At 64.0% G+C, this 14,775-nt stretch carries 14 protein-coding genes; 11 read left to right on the forward strand and 3 right to left on the reverse strand.

Annotated elements, in window-relative coordinates; genetic code table 11:
- Nucleotides 1–11 precede the first annotated feature (11 nt).
- From ACJ8PN_RS07990 to tmaR, 3 genes are all read left to right on the forward strand, one after another.
- Nucleotides 12–779: an N-acetylmuramoyl-L-alanine amidase gene (locus tag ACJ8PN_RS07990; RefSeq protein WP_021505907.1), complete on the forward strand. Its 768-nt coding sequence runs from the start codon at nucleotides 12–14 to the stop codon at nucleotides 777–779.
- Nucleotides 780–873: 94 nt separating this feature from the next.
- Complete coding sequence (locus tag ACJ8PN_RS07995) at nucleotides 874–1,941, forward strand: FUSC family protein (protein WP_103085493.1); 1,068 nt, start codon at nucleotides 874–876, stop codon at nucleotides 1,939–1,941.
- A 160-nt stretch (nucleotides 1,942–2,101) separates the two neighbouring features.
- Nucleotides 2,102–2,419, forward strand: a complete 318-nt coding sequence (gene tmaR, locus ACJ8PN_RS08000) for a PTS system regulator TmaR (RefSeq protein WP_004935612.1) — start codon at nucleotides 2,102–2,104, stop codon at nucleotides 2,417–2,419.
- Between the two features lie 158 nt (nucleotides 2,420–2,577).
- Here tmaR and ACJ8PN_RS08005 read toward each other — a convergent pair whose 3' ends face one another.
- Together ACJ8PN_RS08005 and ACJ8PN_RS08010 are read right to left on the reverse strand one after the other, a co-directional pair.
- Nucleotides 2,578–3,369 (reverse strand): ABC transporter substrate-binding protein, encoded by a 792-nt coding sequence (locus ACJ8PN_RS08005; RefSeq protein WP_442534795.1) that lies wholly within the window; start codon nucleotides 3,367–3,369, stop codon nucleotides 2,578–2,580.
- 22 nt (nucleotides 3,370–3,391) lie between these two features.
- On the reverse strand, nucleotides 3,392–4,573 hold the full coding sequence (locus tag ACJ8PN_RS08010) for a M20 aminoacylase family protein (protein WP_171454405.1): 1,182 nt from the start codon (nucleotides 4,571–4,573) through the stop codon (nucleotides 3,392–3,394).
- A 138-nt stretch (nucleotides 4,574–4,711) separates the two neighbouring features.
- Here ACJ8PN_RS08010 and ACJ8PN_RS08015 point away from each other — a divergent pair, with 138 nt between their 5' ends.
- The 8 genes from ACJ8PN_RS08015 (at nucleotide 4,712) to araD (ending at nucleotide 13,640) form a co-directional block, all read left to right on the forward strand.
- Nucleotides 4,712–5,665 (forward strand): LysR substrate-binding domain-containing protein, encoded by a 954-nt coding sequence (locus ACJ8PN_RS08015; protein WP_171454404.1) that lies wholly within the window; start codon nucleotides 4,712–4,714, stop codon nucleotides 5,663–5,665.
- Nucleotides 5,666–5,949: 284 nt separating this feature from the next.
- Entirely contained in the window at nucleotides 5,950–7,017 is a 1,068-nt protein-coding gene (locus tag ACJ8PN_RS08020; protein ID WP_171454403.1) for a zinc-binding dehydrogenase, read from the forward strand.
- 137 nt (nucleotides 7,018–7,154) lie between these two features.
- Nucleotides 7,155–8,072: an ABC transporter substrate-binding protein gene (locus ACJ8PN_RS08025; protein ID WP_015378502.1), complete on the forward strand. Its 918-nt coding sequence runs from the start codon at nucleotides 7,155–7,157 to the stop codon at nucleotides 8,070–8,072.
- Between the two features lie 53 nt (nucleotides 8,073–8,125).
- Nucleotides 8,126–9,616, forward strand: coding sequence for a sugar ABC transporter ATP-binding protein (locus ACJ8PN_RS08030; protein WP_442534796.1), 1,491 nt, complete (start codon nucleotides 8,126–8,128; stop codon nucleotides 9,614–9,616).
- Complete coding sequence (locus ACJ8PN_RS08035) at nucleotides 9,613–10,602, forward strand: ABC transporter permease (RefSeq protein WP_015378500.1); 990 nt, start codon at nucleotides 9,613–9,615, stop codon at nucleotides 10,600–10,602. The genes ACJ8PN_RS08030 and ACJ8PN_RS08035 overlap by 4 nt, the downstream gene beginning before the upstream one ends.
- Before the next feature lie 8 nt (nucleotides 10,603–10,610).
- Nucleotides 10,611–12,098, forward strand: coding sequence for an FGGY-family carbohydrate kinase (locus ACJ8PN_RS08040; protein ID WP_351109386.1), 1,488 nt, complete (start codon nucleotides 10,611–10,613; stop codon nucleotides 12,096–12,098).
- Nucleotides 12,085–12,954: an L-ribulose-5-phosphate 3-epimerase gene (locus ACJ8PN_RS08045; RefSeq protein ID WP_442534797.1), complete on the forward strand. Its 870-nt coding sequence runs from the start codon at nucleotides 12,085–12,087 to the stop codon at nucleotides 12,952–12,954. The genes ACJ8PN_RS08040 and ACJ8PN_RS08045 overlap by 14 nt, the downstream gene beginning before the upstream one ends.
- Nucleotides 12,948–13,640 carry an L-ribulose-5-phosphate 4-epimerase gene (araD, locus tag ACJ8PN_RS08050; protein WP_033632583.1) on the forward strand — a complete coding sequence of 231 codons (693 nt, stop codon included), beginning with the start codon at nucleotides 12,948–12,950 and terminating at the stop codon, nucleotides 13,638–13,640. The genes ACJ8PN_RS08045 and araD overlap by 7 nt, the downstream gene beginning before the upstream one ends.
- Nucleotides 13,641–13,646: 6 nt before the next feature.
- On the opposite strand, the gene ACJ8PN_RS08055 is transcribed toward araD, so the two are convergent.
- Nucleotides 13,647–14,651, reverse strand: a complete 1,005-nt coding sequence (locus ACJ8PN_RS08055) for a LacI family DNA-binding transcriptional regulator (protein WP_103829675.1) — start codon at nucleotides 14,649–14,651, stop codon at nucleotides 13,647–13,649.
- Nucleotides 14,652–14,775: the final 124 nt, after the last annotated feature.

The following is a 14,775-nucleotide window of genomic DNA, read 5'->3' on the forward strand; positions in this document are numbered from 1 at the left end:
GGGACTTTACGATGTACAAGATTGATTACAATAGCTACCGATCGGTCGCCAGCTTCGGCCACCGCGTGCGCTTTCTGGTGCTGCACTACACGGCGCAAAACTTCGCCGACTCGGTGACGTCGTTGACCGGAAAATCGGTCAGCGCGCACTATCTGGTGCCGGATCCGACCGATGCCACCTATCAGGCCGCCGGCTTCAGCGGCGTGCGCATTTTCAACCTGGTGGACGAGAACGAGCGCGCCTGGCATGCCGGCACCAGCCAGTGGGGCACCCGCAGCAATATCAACGACACCTCGATCGGCATCGAGATCGTCAACCTGGCGAGCGGCGACGGTGGAAACATCACCTTCCCGCCGTTCAATCCGCAGCAGATCGAGGCGGTCACCCAGCTGGCGCAGAACATCCTGCAGCGTTATCCGGACATCTCGCCGGTGAACGTGGTGGCGCACTCCGACATCGCGCCGGGCCGCAAGAGCGATCCGGGCCCGCAGTTCCCGTGGCAGCAGCTGTATCAGGCCGGCGTCGGCGCCTGGTATGACGAAGCGACCAAGCAGCAGCGCCAGCAGGAATACTGCAGCCAGGGTCTGCCGGCGCAGGCTGAGCTGCTGAAACTGTTCGCCCAATACGGCTACGACACCTCGGCGGCGAACACCGCAGAAGGCTACCGCCAGCTGGTGCGCGCGTTCCAGCTGCACTTCCGTCCGCAGAAGTATGACGGCGTGATGGATGTTGAAACCGCCGCCGTTCTGCGCGCGCTGGTCGACAAGTACGCCGCCTGAGCCTGACGGCGAATGGGGGACGCCTCATTCGCCTTTTCCTCGCCGGGCTTCCTCCGCTAAAATAGCGGCCTGGCTGGTGTTTATCGGAGGCACTGTGCGCCTCGATCGAAAAATCTCTTCACTTGAACTGCTGACCTATCGCCATTATCGCGTCGTCCACGGCGTGCGCATCGGGCTGGCGTTTATCCTGACTTTTCTGCTGATCCGCCTGCTGGCGGTGCCTGAAGGCACCTGGCCGCTGATCACCCTGGTGGTGGTGATGGGGCCGATCTCGTTTTGGGGCAACGTGCTGCAGCGGGCGCTGCAACGCATTGCCGGTACGGTGTTTGGCGCGGCTTCCGGCCTGATCGCCCTGTATCTGGAACTCTATTCGCTGCCGCTGATGCTGGCATGGTGCGGCGTGGTGATGTTCGTCTGCGGTTATCTGACGCTCGGCAAACGGCCGTATATGGCGCTGCTGGTGGGGATCACGCTGGCGGTGGTGTGCGGCGCGGGCGCCGGTGACATGCACACCGCGCTGTGGCGCAGCGGCGACGTGATCTTCGGCTCGCTGCTGGCGCTGCTGTTCACCAGCATCTACCCACAGCGCGCCTACATTCTGTGGCGCATGCAAATGGCGGACTGCCTGCAAACCGCCGCCCGTATCTACGGCGCGTATTTTTCGCCGAACGTCATTGAGCGGCCGCGGCTGGAGCCGCAGCTCAAGGATCTGTTGAATCAGGTGGTGAAGCTGCGCAGCCTGATCGTGCCCGCCAGCAAGGAAACCCGCATCCCCAAAGCGGTGTTCGAGGCGGTGCAAACCCTCAGCCGCAATCTGGTGTGCACGCTGGAGCTGATGGCCGACGCCTACTGGGCCTCGCGCGAAACGCACTTCATTATGTTGAACGCCCGCACGCTGCGCAGCACCCAGCTGCTGACGCTGAGCTCGCTGGAGTCGTTGGCGGTGCTGATGCGCGAAGGGCCGCAGGCGCAGCGGCAGGCGGCGGCGGGGCAGTTGGCGGAGATCGCCGGCGAGCTGAAAACGCTGATGCAGGAGGTCAGCCTTGGCCAGCACGGCGAAGCGCCGATTTACGGCTATGTCTGGCTCAGCATGGAGCTGGCGCAGCAGTTGGAAGAGTTGGGGGATTTGCTCCAGGTCTGCACCGCCGCCGGGCGCGAATAAGGGGTCAGATCATGAAGGCGGCGCTTTGGGTTTTGGCCGCCGGGGCAAAGTGGGTAAGATAAGCCAATCACTGTTGTGCCGGACCGCCACAAACCTGTATCTTGGTGCCATGTGGCCGTAAGCAAATGAATCTGTGTATTACTAAAGCAAGGGTATAAAGATGGATAATGCAAATAAGCCGAGTTTCCAGGACGTGCTGGAGTTTGTGCGTATGTTCCGCCGCAAAAACAAACTGCAACGCGAGATCGTCGACAACGAAAAGAAAATTCGTGATAACCAGAAGCGCGTGCTGCTGCTCGACAACCTGAGTGAGTACATCAAGCCCGGCATGAGCATTGAAGACATTCAGGGCATCATCGCCAACATGCGCAGCGACTACGAAGATCGCGTTGATGACTACATCATCAAAAATGCCGATCTGTCCAAAGAACGCCGCGAGCTGTCCAAAAAGCTGAAGGCGATGGGCGAAGTGAAGTAACCCGCTTTAGCGGGCCGGGCGTCCTGCCTGGCCCGCATCCTTATCCCGCCTGATTTTCCGTTCTTGCCGACATTGCCGTTTCCGTTGGGGCGTTCCCCGGCGGCCGAAGGCGCCTCCCCATCCTGCAGGACCTGCAGGTGACCGCCGGGGAACGCGTGTTACTGCTCCGCGCCGTACATGTCGAAGTCGAAATACTTGTCGTTGATTTTCTTGTAAGTGCCGTTGGCGCGGATCGCCTGCAGCGCGGTGTTGAAGGCGTTAAGCAGCGCGGTATCCTCTTTGCGGACCCCGATGCCGTCGCCGACGCCGAAGTACTTGCTGTCGCTCAATTCGGCGCCGATAAAGGCAAAGTCTTTGCCGCCGGGCGTTTTGAAGAATTCGCTGGCGCTGACGCTGGCCAGCAGTGACGCATCCAGGCGGCCGTTGGCCAGATCTTCGTTCACCTCCTGCTGGCTTTGGTAGGCGACCACGTTGACGCCGGCCGGCCGCCACAGCGCATTGGCGTAGGCCTCCTGGCTGGAACCTTGCTGCACGCCGACCGATTTGCCTTTCAGCGAGGCGGCGGTAGGCTGCAGATTGCTGCCTTTATGCGCCACCAGCCGCGCCGGGGCGTTGGAGACTTTGCTGGAGAAAGCGATCTGCTGCCGGCGCTGTGGCGTAATGGTCATCGACGAGGCGATGGCGTCGAACTTCTTCGCCTGCAGGCCGGGGATCATGCCGTCCCAACTGCTTTCCACCCACACGCATTTGGCCTGCATCTGGTCGCACAGCGCCTGGGCGATATCGACGCCGAAGCCGGTCAGCTTGCCCTGCGGGTTTTTATACTCCAGCGGCGGAAAGGTGGGATCGATGCCCAGCTTGATCACTTTGCCGCTGAATTCACCGCTCAGCGCGGGAAAGCTCGCGGCCAGCGGCAACAACAACAACAACAGCCCTTTGATGATTTTCATGTCATTTCCTCTGTGTTGGCGATTAAACCGCGGGGCGAGCCAAAAAGCGCTCGACCAATTTGACCCAGTAAGTGGCGCCCAACGACAGACTGTCGTCGTTGAAGTCATAACCGGGGTTGTGCAGAGAATTGCCCGGCGTGGCGGGGCCGTTGCCGATCGAGATGTAGCTGCCTGGGCACTTCTCCAGCATAAAGGCGAAATCTTCGCTGGCGGTGAATGGCCGCAGCGTGGGGATCACCCGGCTCTCTCCGGCCCATTCCAGCGCCACCGCGCGCGCCAGCTCGGTTTCTGCCGGGTGGTTCACCAGCACCGGGTAGCCGTGCTGATAGTCGATCTCCGCGCGGGCGCCGAAGCTGGCGGCCTGCGCCGTGACCAGCTCGGTGATGCGCTGTTCCAGCCGCGCGCGCACCGCCGCCGTCAGCGCGCGCACGCTGAGCGTCAGGGTGGCGGTCGCCGGGATCACGTTGGCGGCCTGGCCGGCCTGCATCGCCCCCACGGTGACGATCGCCGTTTCCTGCGGATCGATATTGCGCGCCACGATGGTTTGCAGGCTCATGACGATGGCCGCGCAGGCCACCACCGGATCGACGGTGCTCTGCGGCACCGCGCCGTGGCCGCCGTGGCCGTGCAGGGTGATGTGCACCGTATCGGCCGAACACATGAAGGGGCCGCAGGCGAAGCCCAGGTGGCCGGTGGGTAAGCCGGGCACGTTGTGCATGGCGAACACCGCGTCGCAGGGGAAGCGCTCAAACAGGCCGTCTTCAATCATCACTTTGGCGCCGCCGCCGCCTTCTTCCGCCGGCTGAAAGATCAGATGCAGCGTGCCGAAAAAGTTCGGCTGCCGCGCCAGATAGCGGGCCGCCGCCAGCAGCATGGCGGTGTGCCCGTCGTGGCCGCAGGCATGCATCACCCCGGAATGGGTGCTGGCGTAAGGCAGTTCGGTGGTTTCGGCAATCGGCAGGGCGTCCATGTCGGCGCGGATGCCGAGCGATTTTCCCGGCCCGCGCTGCAATGTGGCGACAACGCCGGTTTGTCCTACGCCACGCGTGACGCGGTAACCCCATTCCTCCAGCCGCTGCGCCACCAAAGCCGACGTCGCAAACTCCTGGAAGCCCAGCTCCGGGTGGGCGTGAATGTGGCGGCGAAGCGCGACCATCTCATCATGAACGGCGGCGATATCAGGCAGTACCAGTGAATGCATCATCACGATCTCCGGCAAAGGGCCCCGGCTAACGGGTACGGAACGGGGCAGAGAGGTTGGTATCGAGACTAGCAAACTCCGTTTTTGCCGGGTAGCCGCCGTTCGGTTATGCTGACAACCTATGATTGTCAGGAGGTGAGCATGAAACTGCACCAACTGCAGGCGCTGGTGGCCAGCGCCGACAGCGGCAGCATTCGCGCGGCGGCGCGGCATCTGGGGCTGTCGCAGGCGGCGGTGACCCGCGCACTGCGCGAACTGGAGCAAGAACAGGCGCTGCCGCTGCTGATCCGCACGCCGACCGGGCTGGGTTTTACCCCCTACGGCAAAACCCTGCTGGTGCACGCCCGGCTGGTGCTGAACCAGTTGGAGCAGGCGCAGGGCGAAATGGCGGCGCTGCGCGGGAGTGCGGCGGATCTGGTCAAGGCGGCGATCACTCCCTGGCTGATGCTGACGGTGCTGCCGCCGGCGGTGATGGCGTTTCGCAGCAAGGTGCCGGCGGTGCGGCTGGAACTGTCGGAAAGCCTGATGGCCAACGCCCAGTCGCAGCTGCGCGAGGGCACGATGGATTTCGCCATCACGCCGCTGCCGGCGTCGTCGGCGCCGCAGGAGTTCCACTGCGAGCCGCTGCTGGAGTATGAAACGGCGTACATGGTGCGGCGCGGCCATCCGCTGGCGCACAGCACCTCGCTGCATCAGCTGCTGGAGCAGGATTGGGTGATGAGCTATACCCAGGAAAGTTTCGATGCGCTGCTCGATGAGGTGTTCCACCGCCACGGCGCGCGCCTGCCGCGCCAGCGCATTATCCAGGCGCATTCGTTCGGCATGCTGCAGGCGCTGGTGGAATCCGCCGAGATGTGCACCTGGTGCCCGCGGCCGATCGTCGCGCTGCCGCAGTTCGCCTCTCGCCTGCAGCCGCTGGCGCTGCGCGAGAGCTGCCAACCGGCGCAGTTGAATATCGTCACCCGGCGCAACAGCATTCTGAGCGCCACCGCCCATGCGTTTATCGACACGCTGGTGCGCACCCTGCGCCAGCAGGCGCGATCGTCGCGGCCGGAGGATCGCCAGATCTACGATCGCGTGCGCCTGCTGATTTAGCGGATCTGCCCGGATCGGCGATCCCGTAAATGGGATCGCGATCCGCATTTGTAGCATTTTTAGCCGCAATGTTAATGAACTGTGATTTTGCTCAAATAATTATTTTTGCAGCTTTGGTTATATGTCGCTCTATGTTCACGTTGTCATTTTTAGTTATCGGGATGTGTAATGGTTAATTTGTTGAAATTTATAGCTTTATAACTCGGTTTGTTTTTTGTTTGATAAAAATGACAACGTCAACATTCATAATTTTCAAGCGTTTAATGAGAGTATTGGAGGAAGAGATGAGCCAGTTGCCGGAAAAAATGCGCGCGGTCGTTTGCCACGGCCCGCAGGACTACCGTTTCGAACAGGTGCCCACGCCGCTGCCGAAGGCGCGCGAGCTGGTAATCAAGGTGGAAGGCTGCGGCATCTGCGCCGGCGACTGCAAATGCAAGAACGGCGCGCAGATGTTTTGGGGGGAGAACCCGTGGGTTAAACCGCCGGTGGTGCCGGGGCACGAGTTCTACGGCCGCATCGCCGCGCTGGGCGAGGGCGCGGAAGGCAAATACCGGCTCGGCGAGCGGGTGATCGCCGAGCAGATCGTGCCGTGCTGGGAATGCCGTTACTGCAAATCCGGCAGTTACTGGATGTGTGAGACGCATAACATTTACGGCTTCCAGAAAGACGTGGCGGAGGGCGGCATGGCGGAATACATGCGCTTTTCCGAGAACGCCATCGTGCACAAGATCCCGGAAAGCCTGAGCCATGAAGACGCGGTATTGATCGAGCCGATGGCCTGCGCCATTCACACCGTGGCGCGCGGCGACATCCAGCTGGACGACGTGGTGGTGCTGGCCGGCGCCGGGCCGCTGGGGCTGTGCATGGTGCAGGTGGCGCGGCTGAAAACGCCGAAGAAACTGATCGTGATCGACGCCATCGACGAGCGGCTGGCGCTGGCGAAGGAGTTTGGCGCCGACGTGGTGATCAACCCGCTGAAGGAAGACGCCGACCAGATCGTCAAATCGCTGACCGGCGGCTACGGCTGCGACGTGTACATCGAGGCCACCGGCGCGCCGATCGGCGTCACCCAGGGGCTGCAGATGATCCGCAAGCTGGGCCGCTTCGTGGAGTTCAGCGTGTTCGGCAAGGAAACCACCGTCGACTGGTCCATCATCGGCGATCGCAAGGAGCTGGACATTCGCGGCGCGCACCTGGCGCCCTACAGCTATGAGATCGCCATCGATCTGTTCGAGCGCGGGCTGGTGACCTCAAGCGGCGTGGTTACCCACAGCTATTCATTGAATGACTGGGACGAAGCCTTCGCCCTGGCGGACTCGACCGACTCCATCAAGGTGATCCTGGTTCCCTGACCCTCCCGCTGTACCGCTGTTGCAGTCACGATCGCCGGCTCGCTCCGCAATGGAGGGGCCGGCCGGTCGGCCAAACGTAAAGACATGCTGTTGCTCTGATAACCACAACAAGAAGCTTCCCTACAGGAGAATTGGCTATGTTTTCATTATTCAAAAAGACCCTGCCTTTTATCGTCGCCGGTGGAATGTTGGCGGCCAGCCATGGGGCGCTGGCCAAGCAAATCACTATCGGTATGTCGTTCCAGGAAATGAACAACGACTACTTCGTCACCATGAAGCAGGCGCTGGATCAGGCGGCGGCGGATATCGGCGCCAAGGTGTACGTGGCCGATGCGCGCCATGACGTCGCCAAACAGATCGGCGACGTGGAGGACATGCTGCAGAAGAAGGTGGATATCCTGCTGATCAACCCGACCGACTCGGTGGGGGTGCAGTCAGCGGTGATCTCCGCCCATAAGGCCGGCGCGGTGGTGGTGGCGATCGACGCGCAGGCGGAAGGGCCGCTGGACTCGTTCGTCGGCTCGGAAAATTACGACGCTGGCTTCCAGGCGGGCGAGTACCTGGCGAAAGCGCTGGGCGGCAAAGGCAAGGTGGCGATCCTCGACGGCATCCCGGTGGTGCCGATCCTGGAGCGCGTGCGCGGCTTTGAAGCGGCGATGAAGAAATACCCCGACATCAAGATCGTCACCAAGCAAAACGGCAAGCAGGAGCGCGACACCGCGCTGACCGTCACCGAAAACATGCTGCAGTCGGCGCCGGATCTGGCGGGCATCTTCAGCGTCAACGACGTCGGCGCGCTCGGTGCCCTGGCGGCGATCGAAAGCAACGGCGCCAAGGTCAAGCTGGTGAGCGTCGACGGCCAGCCGGAAGCCATCAAAGAGATCCTCAAGCCGAATTCGCCGTTTATCGCCACCTCGGCGCAGTTCCCGCGTGACCAGCTGCGCATCGCGCTCGGCATTGCGCTGGCCCGCTACTGGGGCGCCACGGTGCCGAAAACCGTGCCGGTCAAAGTGAAGCTGATCGACCGCAGCAATGCGGCCGGCTTTAGCTGGTAACAGCGGCAGGTTCGCCCCGCTGCGGCGGGGCGTTCGGCGCGGAGGGCAATGCGGTGACACCTTTACTGGAACTGAAGCGAATAAAAAAGAGCTTTCCCGGCGTGAAGGCGCTGGACGGCATCGATCTGGCCATTCAACGGGGCGAGGTGCACGCCCTGCTGGGCGAAAACGGCGCCGGCAAATCGACGCTGGTGAAAATCATGTGCGGCATCCATCAGCCGGACGAGGGCGACATTTTTATCGACGGCGAGCAGCGCCGCTTTAACAACTATCGCCAGGCGATCGAGGCTGGGGTCGGCATTATTTTTCAGGAATTCTCGTTGATTCCCTACATGAGCGCCATCGACAACATCTTCCTCAACCGGGAGATCAGGAACCGTTGGGGCCTGCTGGATCGGCGGGCGATGCGGCGCAAGGCCGAGGCGATCTTCAAGCGGCTGACGGTGGCTATCGATCTCGATTGCCCGGTGGAGCAGCTGAGCGTGGCGCAGCAGCAGTTCGTTGAGATCGCCAAGGCGCTGTCGCTGGAGGCGCGGGTGCTGGTGCTGGACGAACCGACCGCCACGCTGACGCCGGGCGAGGCCGAACACCTGTTCAGCGTGATGAACGATCTGCGGCTGCTGGGCGTTGGCATGGTGTTTATCTCGCACCATCTGGACGAGATCTTCACCATCTGCGATCGCATCACCGTGCTGCGCGACGGCGCCTACATCGAAACGCTGGCCACCGGCGACACCAACGTGGAAGAGCTGGTGCGGCTGATGGTCGGGCGCAAAATCGAGAACGCCTTCCCGGTGAAACAGCATCCGGTCGATACCGCGACGGTGCTGCTGGAGGCGGAGATCCAGCGCGAGAAGCACGGCGTGACCGACCGCTTCCACCTGCACAAGGGTGAGATCCTCGGCTTCGCCGGGCTGGTGGGCTCCGGGCGCACCGAGACCGTCTCGGCGCTGATCGGCGCCAGCCGCTGCCACCGCAAACGCGTCAGCCTCGGCGGCCAACCGGCGGCGCTGCGCTCCCCGGCGCAGGCGCTGGCGCAGGGCATCGGCCTGCTGCCGGAGAGCCGCAAAACCGAGGGCCTGGTGCTGCCGTTTTCGGTGGCGCAGAACATCACCCTCAACCGGCACCACCGGCGCGGCAAGATCTTCGTCAGCGCCCGCAAGGATCGCGACGTGGTGCAGCGGCTGATCCGCGCCGTGGGGGTGAAAACCCCGGACGCCGAGACCGCCGTCAGCACCCTGAGCGGCGGCAACCAGCAGAAGGTGGTGATCGCCCGCTGGCTCAACAACGACTGCAACATCCTGATCTTCGACGAGCCGACGCGCGGCATCGACGTGGGCGCCAAGGCCGAGATCTACCAGCTGATGCAGCAACTGACCCAGCAGGGCATCTCCATCATCATGATTTCCTCTGAACTGCCGGAGATCATCGGCGTGTGCGACCGCGTGCTGGTGTTTCGCGGCGGCCACATCGTCGCCGAGCTGACCGGCGACGACATCGAATCCAACCACATCATGCTTCACGCGACCGGGAGTGCCTTATGATCGGAATTGAACAACCCGCCGTGGCGCGCCGCGCCGCCGGCCCCAGCCTCGGCAAGCGCTGGGAAAAACTGCTGCATCACCCGGCGGTCCTGCCGTTTATCGGCTTCGCTGTCCTGTTCGTGCTGATGAGCCTGCTGAACGACAGCTTCCTCAGCGTCAACAACCTGACCAACGTAGCGCGCCAGGTGTCGATCAACGCCATCATCGCGGTGGGCATGACCTGCGCCATCCTGACCGGCGGCATCGATCTCTCGGTGGGGCCGGTGATGGCGCTGGCCGGTTCGGTCGCCGCCGGGCTGATGCTGGCGGCGGTGCCGATCCCGCTGGCGATGGTGGCCGCGCTGGCGCTCGGCGCGCTGTTCGGCCTGGCCAACGGCGCCTGCATCGCCTACCTGCGCATGCCGCCGATCATCGTCACCCTGGCCTCGATGGGCATCGCCCGCGGCCTGGCGCTGCTCTATACCGGCGGCTACCCGATCTCCGGCCTGCCCGACGTCTTCTCCTTCTTCGGCCGCGGCACGGTGCTGGGCATCCAGGTGCCGATCCTGATCATGCTCGGCGTGTACCTGCTGGCCTGGCTGATGCTCAACCAGCTGCCGTTCGGCCGCTACGTCTACGCGATGGGCGGCAACGAAGAGGCGGCGCGCCTGAGCGGCATCCGCGTGCCGCGCTACAAGATGCTGGTGTACGTGATCAGCGGCCTGACCGCCGCGCTGGCCGGGCTGGTGCTGACCTCGCGCCTGATGAGCGGGCAGCCCAACGCCGGTGAAGGCTTCGAGCTGGACGCCATCGCCGCCGTTGTGCTGGGCGGGGCGGCGATCTCCGGCGGGCGCGGCGCCATCGTCGGTACGCTGGTGGGGGCGATGATGCTCGGGGTGCTCAACAACGGCCTCAACCTGATGAACGTATCGCCGTATATCCAGAATGTGGTGAAGGGCGGCATCATCCTGGCCGCCATCTACCTCAGCTCCGTGCGGCGCAAATAGGAGGCGCGATGTCAGTCTTTCTTGGCATAGACGTCGGCGGCACGGTGATCAAGGCCGGGCTGTACCGGGCAAGCGGCGAAGAGCTGGCGATCGCCGAGCGCGACGGCGCGGCGATCGCCGCCCAGCCGGGCTTTAGCGAACGCAATATGGACGCGCTGTGGGATGACGTCTGCGCGGCGATCCGCCAGACGCTGCACGCGGCGGGGCTGGAGGCCGGGCAGGTGCGCGGCGTCAGCTTTTCGGCGCACGGCAAAGGGCTGTACGCCATCGATCGCCACGGCAAGCCGGTCGGCAACGGCATCCTCTCTTCGGACAACCGCGCGGCGGCCACGGCGGCTGAGCTGCGCCGCGCCGGGGTGGACGCGCAGACCTACCCGCGCAGCCTGCAGCCGCTGTGGCCCAGCCATCCGGCGCTGCTGCTGCGCTGGCTGAAGCAGCGGCAACCGGCGCAGTACGCCGCCGTCGATCGCATCCTGATGGCGCACGACTACCTGCGCTTTCGCCTCACCGGCGAGGCGGCGGCCGAGGTGACCAATATCTCCGGCAGCAACCTGTTTAACCAGCACAGCGGCGCTTACGATCCGGCGCTGATGGCGGCCTTCGGCATCGAAGAGGCGCAGGAGAAGACCGCGCCAACGATCGGCTCGGCGCAGTTGGCCGGGCGGGTGACGGCCGCTGCGGCGGCGCAGTGCGGCCTGCGAGCGGGCACCGCGGTGTACGGTGGCCTGTTCGACGTTGTGGGCGCGGCGCTCAGCTCCGGCGTGGCCGACGATCGCACGCTCAGCGCGGTGGCGGGCACCTGGTCGATCGCCACCTGCGTGGCCGAGCGCATCATTCCCGCCGATTACCCCTACGCCTGGGGGCGCTACTGTATCGACGGCCGCTATTTCGTGCACGAAGGCAGCCCGACCTCGGCCGGCAACCTGGCCTGGTTCCTGCGCCAGTTCTGCGCCGACGACCGGCAGCGCTACGCCCAGTTCAACGCCTGGGTGGCCGAGCGCCGCGAGCAGCCCAGCGGGCTGCTGTTCCTGCCGTATCTGTACGGCTCCAACCTCGGCGGCAACACGCCGGGCGGGCTGATCGGTCTGAGCGCCCACCACGAGATGGCGGACGTGGTGCAGGCGATCTACCAGGGCATCGTGTTCTCGCACCTGATCCATCAGGAGCGCATGGTGCAGCTGAACCCGCGCATCGAGCGGGTGCGCATGACCGGCGGGCCGACGCAGTCCGAGGTGTGGATGCAGATGTACGCCGACGCCGGCAACCTGCCGCTCGAGGTGGTGGAAACGCGCCAGAGCGGCTGTCGCGCCGCCGCCCTGTGCGCCGCCGTCGGCGCCGGGGAGTACGCCGGATTCGCCGAAGCGATCGCCGCCGCGCCGCCCAAACTGCGCTGTTATTATCCCGCGACCGCCGCCCACCGGCGCCTGCGCGCCCAGCAGGCACGCTATCTGGCGGTCGCCCAGGCTTTGAGTGAGGTGACTGATGCAAACGACTAACGCCGCCTGTCTGGGGCTGTATGAAAAGGCGCTGCCCGCCGATCTGAGCTGGCCGCAGCGGCTGGCCACCGCCGCCGAGCTGGGCTTTGAATTTGTGGAGATGTCGATCGACGAACAGCCGGCGCGCCAGCAGCGGCTGGACTGGGATCGCCGCCAGCGGCTGGCGTTTATCCAGGCGCGGCTCGACAGCGGGGTGACGGTGCCGAGCCTGTGCCTGTCGGCGCACCGGCGCGATCCGTTCGGCAGCCATGACGCCGCCACTCGCGAGCGGGCGCGGGTGCTGATGAGCAAGGCGCTGGAACTGGCGACGGATCTTGGCATCCGCAATATCCAGCTGGCGGGCTACGACGTCTATTACGAACCCGCCGATCGCCACAGCCGCGCACGCTTTATCGAGGGCATGCAGTGGGCGGCGGCGCAGGCCGCCAGGGCGCAGGTGATGCTGTCGGTGGAGGTGATGGACACGCCGTTCATCAACAGCATCAGTAAATGGCGCGACATCGCCCGCCACGTCAACAGCCCGTGGTTCACGGTGTATCCCGATCTCGGCAACCTCAGCGCCTGGGACAACGACGTCGCCGCCGAGCTGGCGCTGGGCATCGGCAGCATCACCGCCATACACCTCAAAGACACCGTCGCGGTGGGGCCGGGCAGCGCCGGGCAGTTTCGCGACGTGCCGTTCGGCGAAGGCTGCGTGGATTTCGCCCACGCCTTTTCCGTGCTCAACGCGCTCGGCTATCGCGGCCCCTACCTGCTGGAGATGTGGGCGCGCGAAGACGGTCAGGATAAGCAACGCATCGCCCAGGCCAAGGCCTGGATCGAACAACAGATGATTGATGGAGGCATCGCATGCTGAACGAACTCAAGCGGCAGGTGCTGGCCGCCAACCTCAGCCTGCCGGCATACGGGCTGGTGACCTTTACCTGGGGCAACGTCTCGGCGATCGACCGCCAGAGCGGGCTGGTGGTGATCAAGCCTTCGGGCATCGCCTACGAGGCGATGACGCTGGAGGATCTGGTGGTGGTGGATCTGGAGGGCAAGGTGCGCGAAGGGCACCGCAAACCCTCATCCGACACCGCCACCCACCTGGCGCTGTACCGCGCCTTCGCCGATATTGGCGGCGTGGTGCACACCCACAGCCGCAACGCCACCATCTGGGCGCAGGCCGGGCAGCCGATTCCGGCGCTGGGCACCACCCACGCCGACTACTTTTACGGCGACATTCCCTGCACCCGGCCGATGAGCGAGGCGGAGATCGCCGGTGACTACGAGGGGGAAACCGGCAAGGTGATTATCGAGACCTTCAATCAGGCGGGGCGCGATCCGCAGCAGGTGCCGGGGGTGCTGGTCTACTCCCACGGCCCGTTCGCCTGGGGCAAGGACGCGGCGGATGCGGTGCACAATGCGGTGGTGCTGGAAGAGGTGGCGATCATGGCGATGGCGACGCGCCAGCTGGCGCCGGCCATCGCCCCGATGCAGCCGGAACTATTGGACAAACATTTCCTGCGCAAGCATGGCAAACACGCCTACTACGGGCAATAGCGCCCGTCAGCGATTCAACAGCGAGCCGGTGAAGAACTCTCTGCGCACCGGCAGCTCGCCGCGCGGGCTGTGAATGGCGCTGAACAGCAGCTCCGCGGCGATCTCCCCCAGTTTCTGCGTATCGTGATACACCCCCGGAATATGCAGGCCGTAAGCGCCGGCGCGCGGCGGTTCGTCTATCGAGAAGAACTTCACCTGCTGATAAAGCCCCATCTCGTGGCAGATGGCGATGGCGCCCAGTGTGATGATGCCGTTCAGGCCGATGATGTAATCCGGGCGGTTCTCCGGCTGCGCCAGATAGGCGCGCACCTCGCTCTCTTGCGAGGTGAAATCATAGTCGCCGTTGATGATGTGAATCTCACGGCCGCTGCCCTGCAAGGCCGCGACGATGCCGGCGGTGCGCGTTAAGGTAATTTCCGAATCCGCCGGGCCGCCGATAATCAAAAGCTTCTTCTCCGGCTGCTCCGCCAGATAGCGCCCGGCCAGCACGCCGATCTCGCGGTTATCGAGGAACACGCCGCTCAGTTGCTGATCGTAAAGATCGCGGTCGATCAGGATCAGTGGCACGCCGTACACCTCGGCCAGCTCGAGATAGGCGGGGCGGTAGCGCTTGTCGTCGCGCACCGCCGACAGCAGGATGCCGCGTGCCTTGTAGCCGAACAGCGCCTGAATGGCACGCATTTCCGCCTCCTCGCTGCCGTCGGTGTCGAACAGCATGATCTGGTAGCCCTGCTGGCGCGCAATGCGCGACACGGTCTTGATCAGGCCGGAATAGAACGGGTTGTACATGCTGCTGGTGACGATGCCGATAATCTGGCTGCTGCTGCTTTTCAGCCCCTGCGCGAACGCGTTGGGCACATAGTTCAGCTCTTTGGCGATGGCGTGAATACGCTCGCGGGTTTCCGGCTTGACCAGCTCGGGCTTATTGAAGGCGCGGGAAACGGTGATATTGGTCACCCTGGCGCGGCGGGCGATATCCACGATAGTGGCATTGGGATTGGCTTTCGACACCGTCTTTCCTTGCGTTATGCCTCAACAGATCCCTTATTGTAGGGAAAGGGCGGGGGCGGTGCTAGGGGGGAGTTGGAGTTGGAGTTGGAGTGGGGGAGAGAAAATAAATAAATGAAAGCGAAGT

It is taken from the genome of Serratia sp. CY76391 (genome assembly GCF_052166695.1).
Lineage (GTDB): Bacteria > Pseudomonadota > Gammaproteobacteria > Enterobacterales > Enterobacteriaceae > Serratia > Serratia nematodiphila.

Coding starts and splice junctions, on each gene's coding strand:
- ACJ8PN_RS07990 (WP_021505907.1), top strand. CDS start 12: ATGTACAAGATTGATTACAATAGCTACCGATCGGTCGCCAGCTTCGGC.
- tmaR (WP_004935612.1), top strand. CDS start 2,102: ATGGATAATGCAAATAAGCCGAGTTTCCAGGACGTGCTGGAGTTTGTG.
- ACJ8PN_RS08005 (WP_442534795.1), bottom strand. CDS start 3,369: ATGAAAATCATCAAAGGGCTGTTGTTGTTGTTGTTGCCGCTGGCCGCG.
- ACJ8PN_RS08010 (WP_171454405.1), bottom strand. CDS start 4,573: ATGATGCATTCACTGGTACTGCCTGATATCGCCGCCGTTCATGATGAG.
- ACJ8PN_RS08015 (WP_171454404.1), top strand. CDS start 4,712: ATGAAACTGCACCAACTGCAGGCGCTGGTGGCCAGCGCCGACAGCGGC.
- ACJ8PN_RS08020 (WP_171454403.1), top strand. CDS start 5,950: ATGAGCCAGTTGCCGGAAAAAATGCGCGCGGTCGTTTGCCACGGCCCG.
- ACJ8PN_RS08025 (WP_015378502.1), top strand. CDS start 7,155: ATGTTTTCATTATTCAAAAAGACCCTGCCTTTTATCGTCGCCGGTGGA.
- ACJ8PN_RS08035 (WP_015378500.1), top strand. CDS start 9,613: ATGATCGGAATTGAACAACCCGCCGTGGCGCGCCGCGCCGCCGGCCCC.
- ACJ8PN_RS08040 (WP_351109386.1), top strand. CDS start 10,611: ATGTCAGTCTTTCTTGGCATAGACGTCGGCGGCACGGTGATCAAGGCC.
- ACJ8PN_RS08045 (WP_442534797.1), top strand. CDS start 12,085: ATGCAAACGACTAACGCCGCCTGTCTGGGGCTGTATGAAAAGGCGCTG.
- araD (WP_033632583.1), top strand. CDS start 12,948: ATGCTGAACGAACTCAAGCGGCAGGTGCTGGCCGCCAACCTCAGCCTG.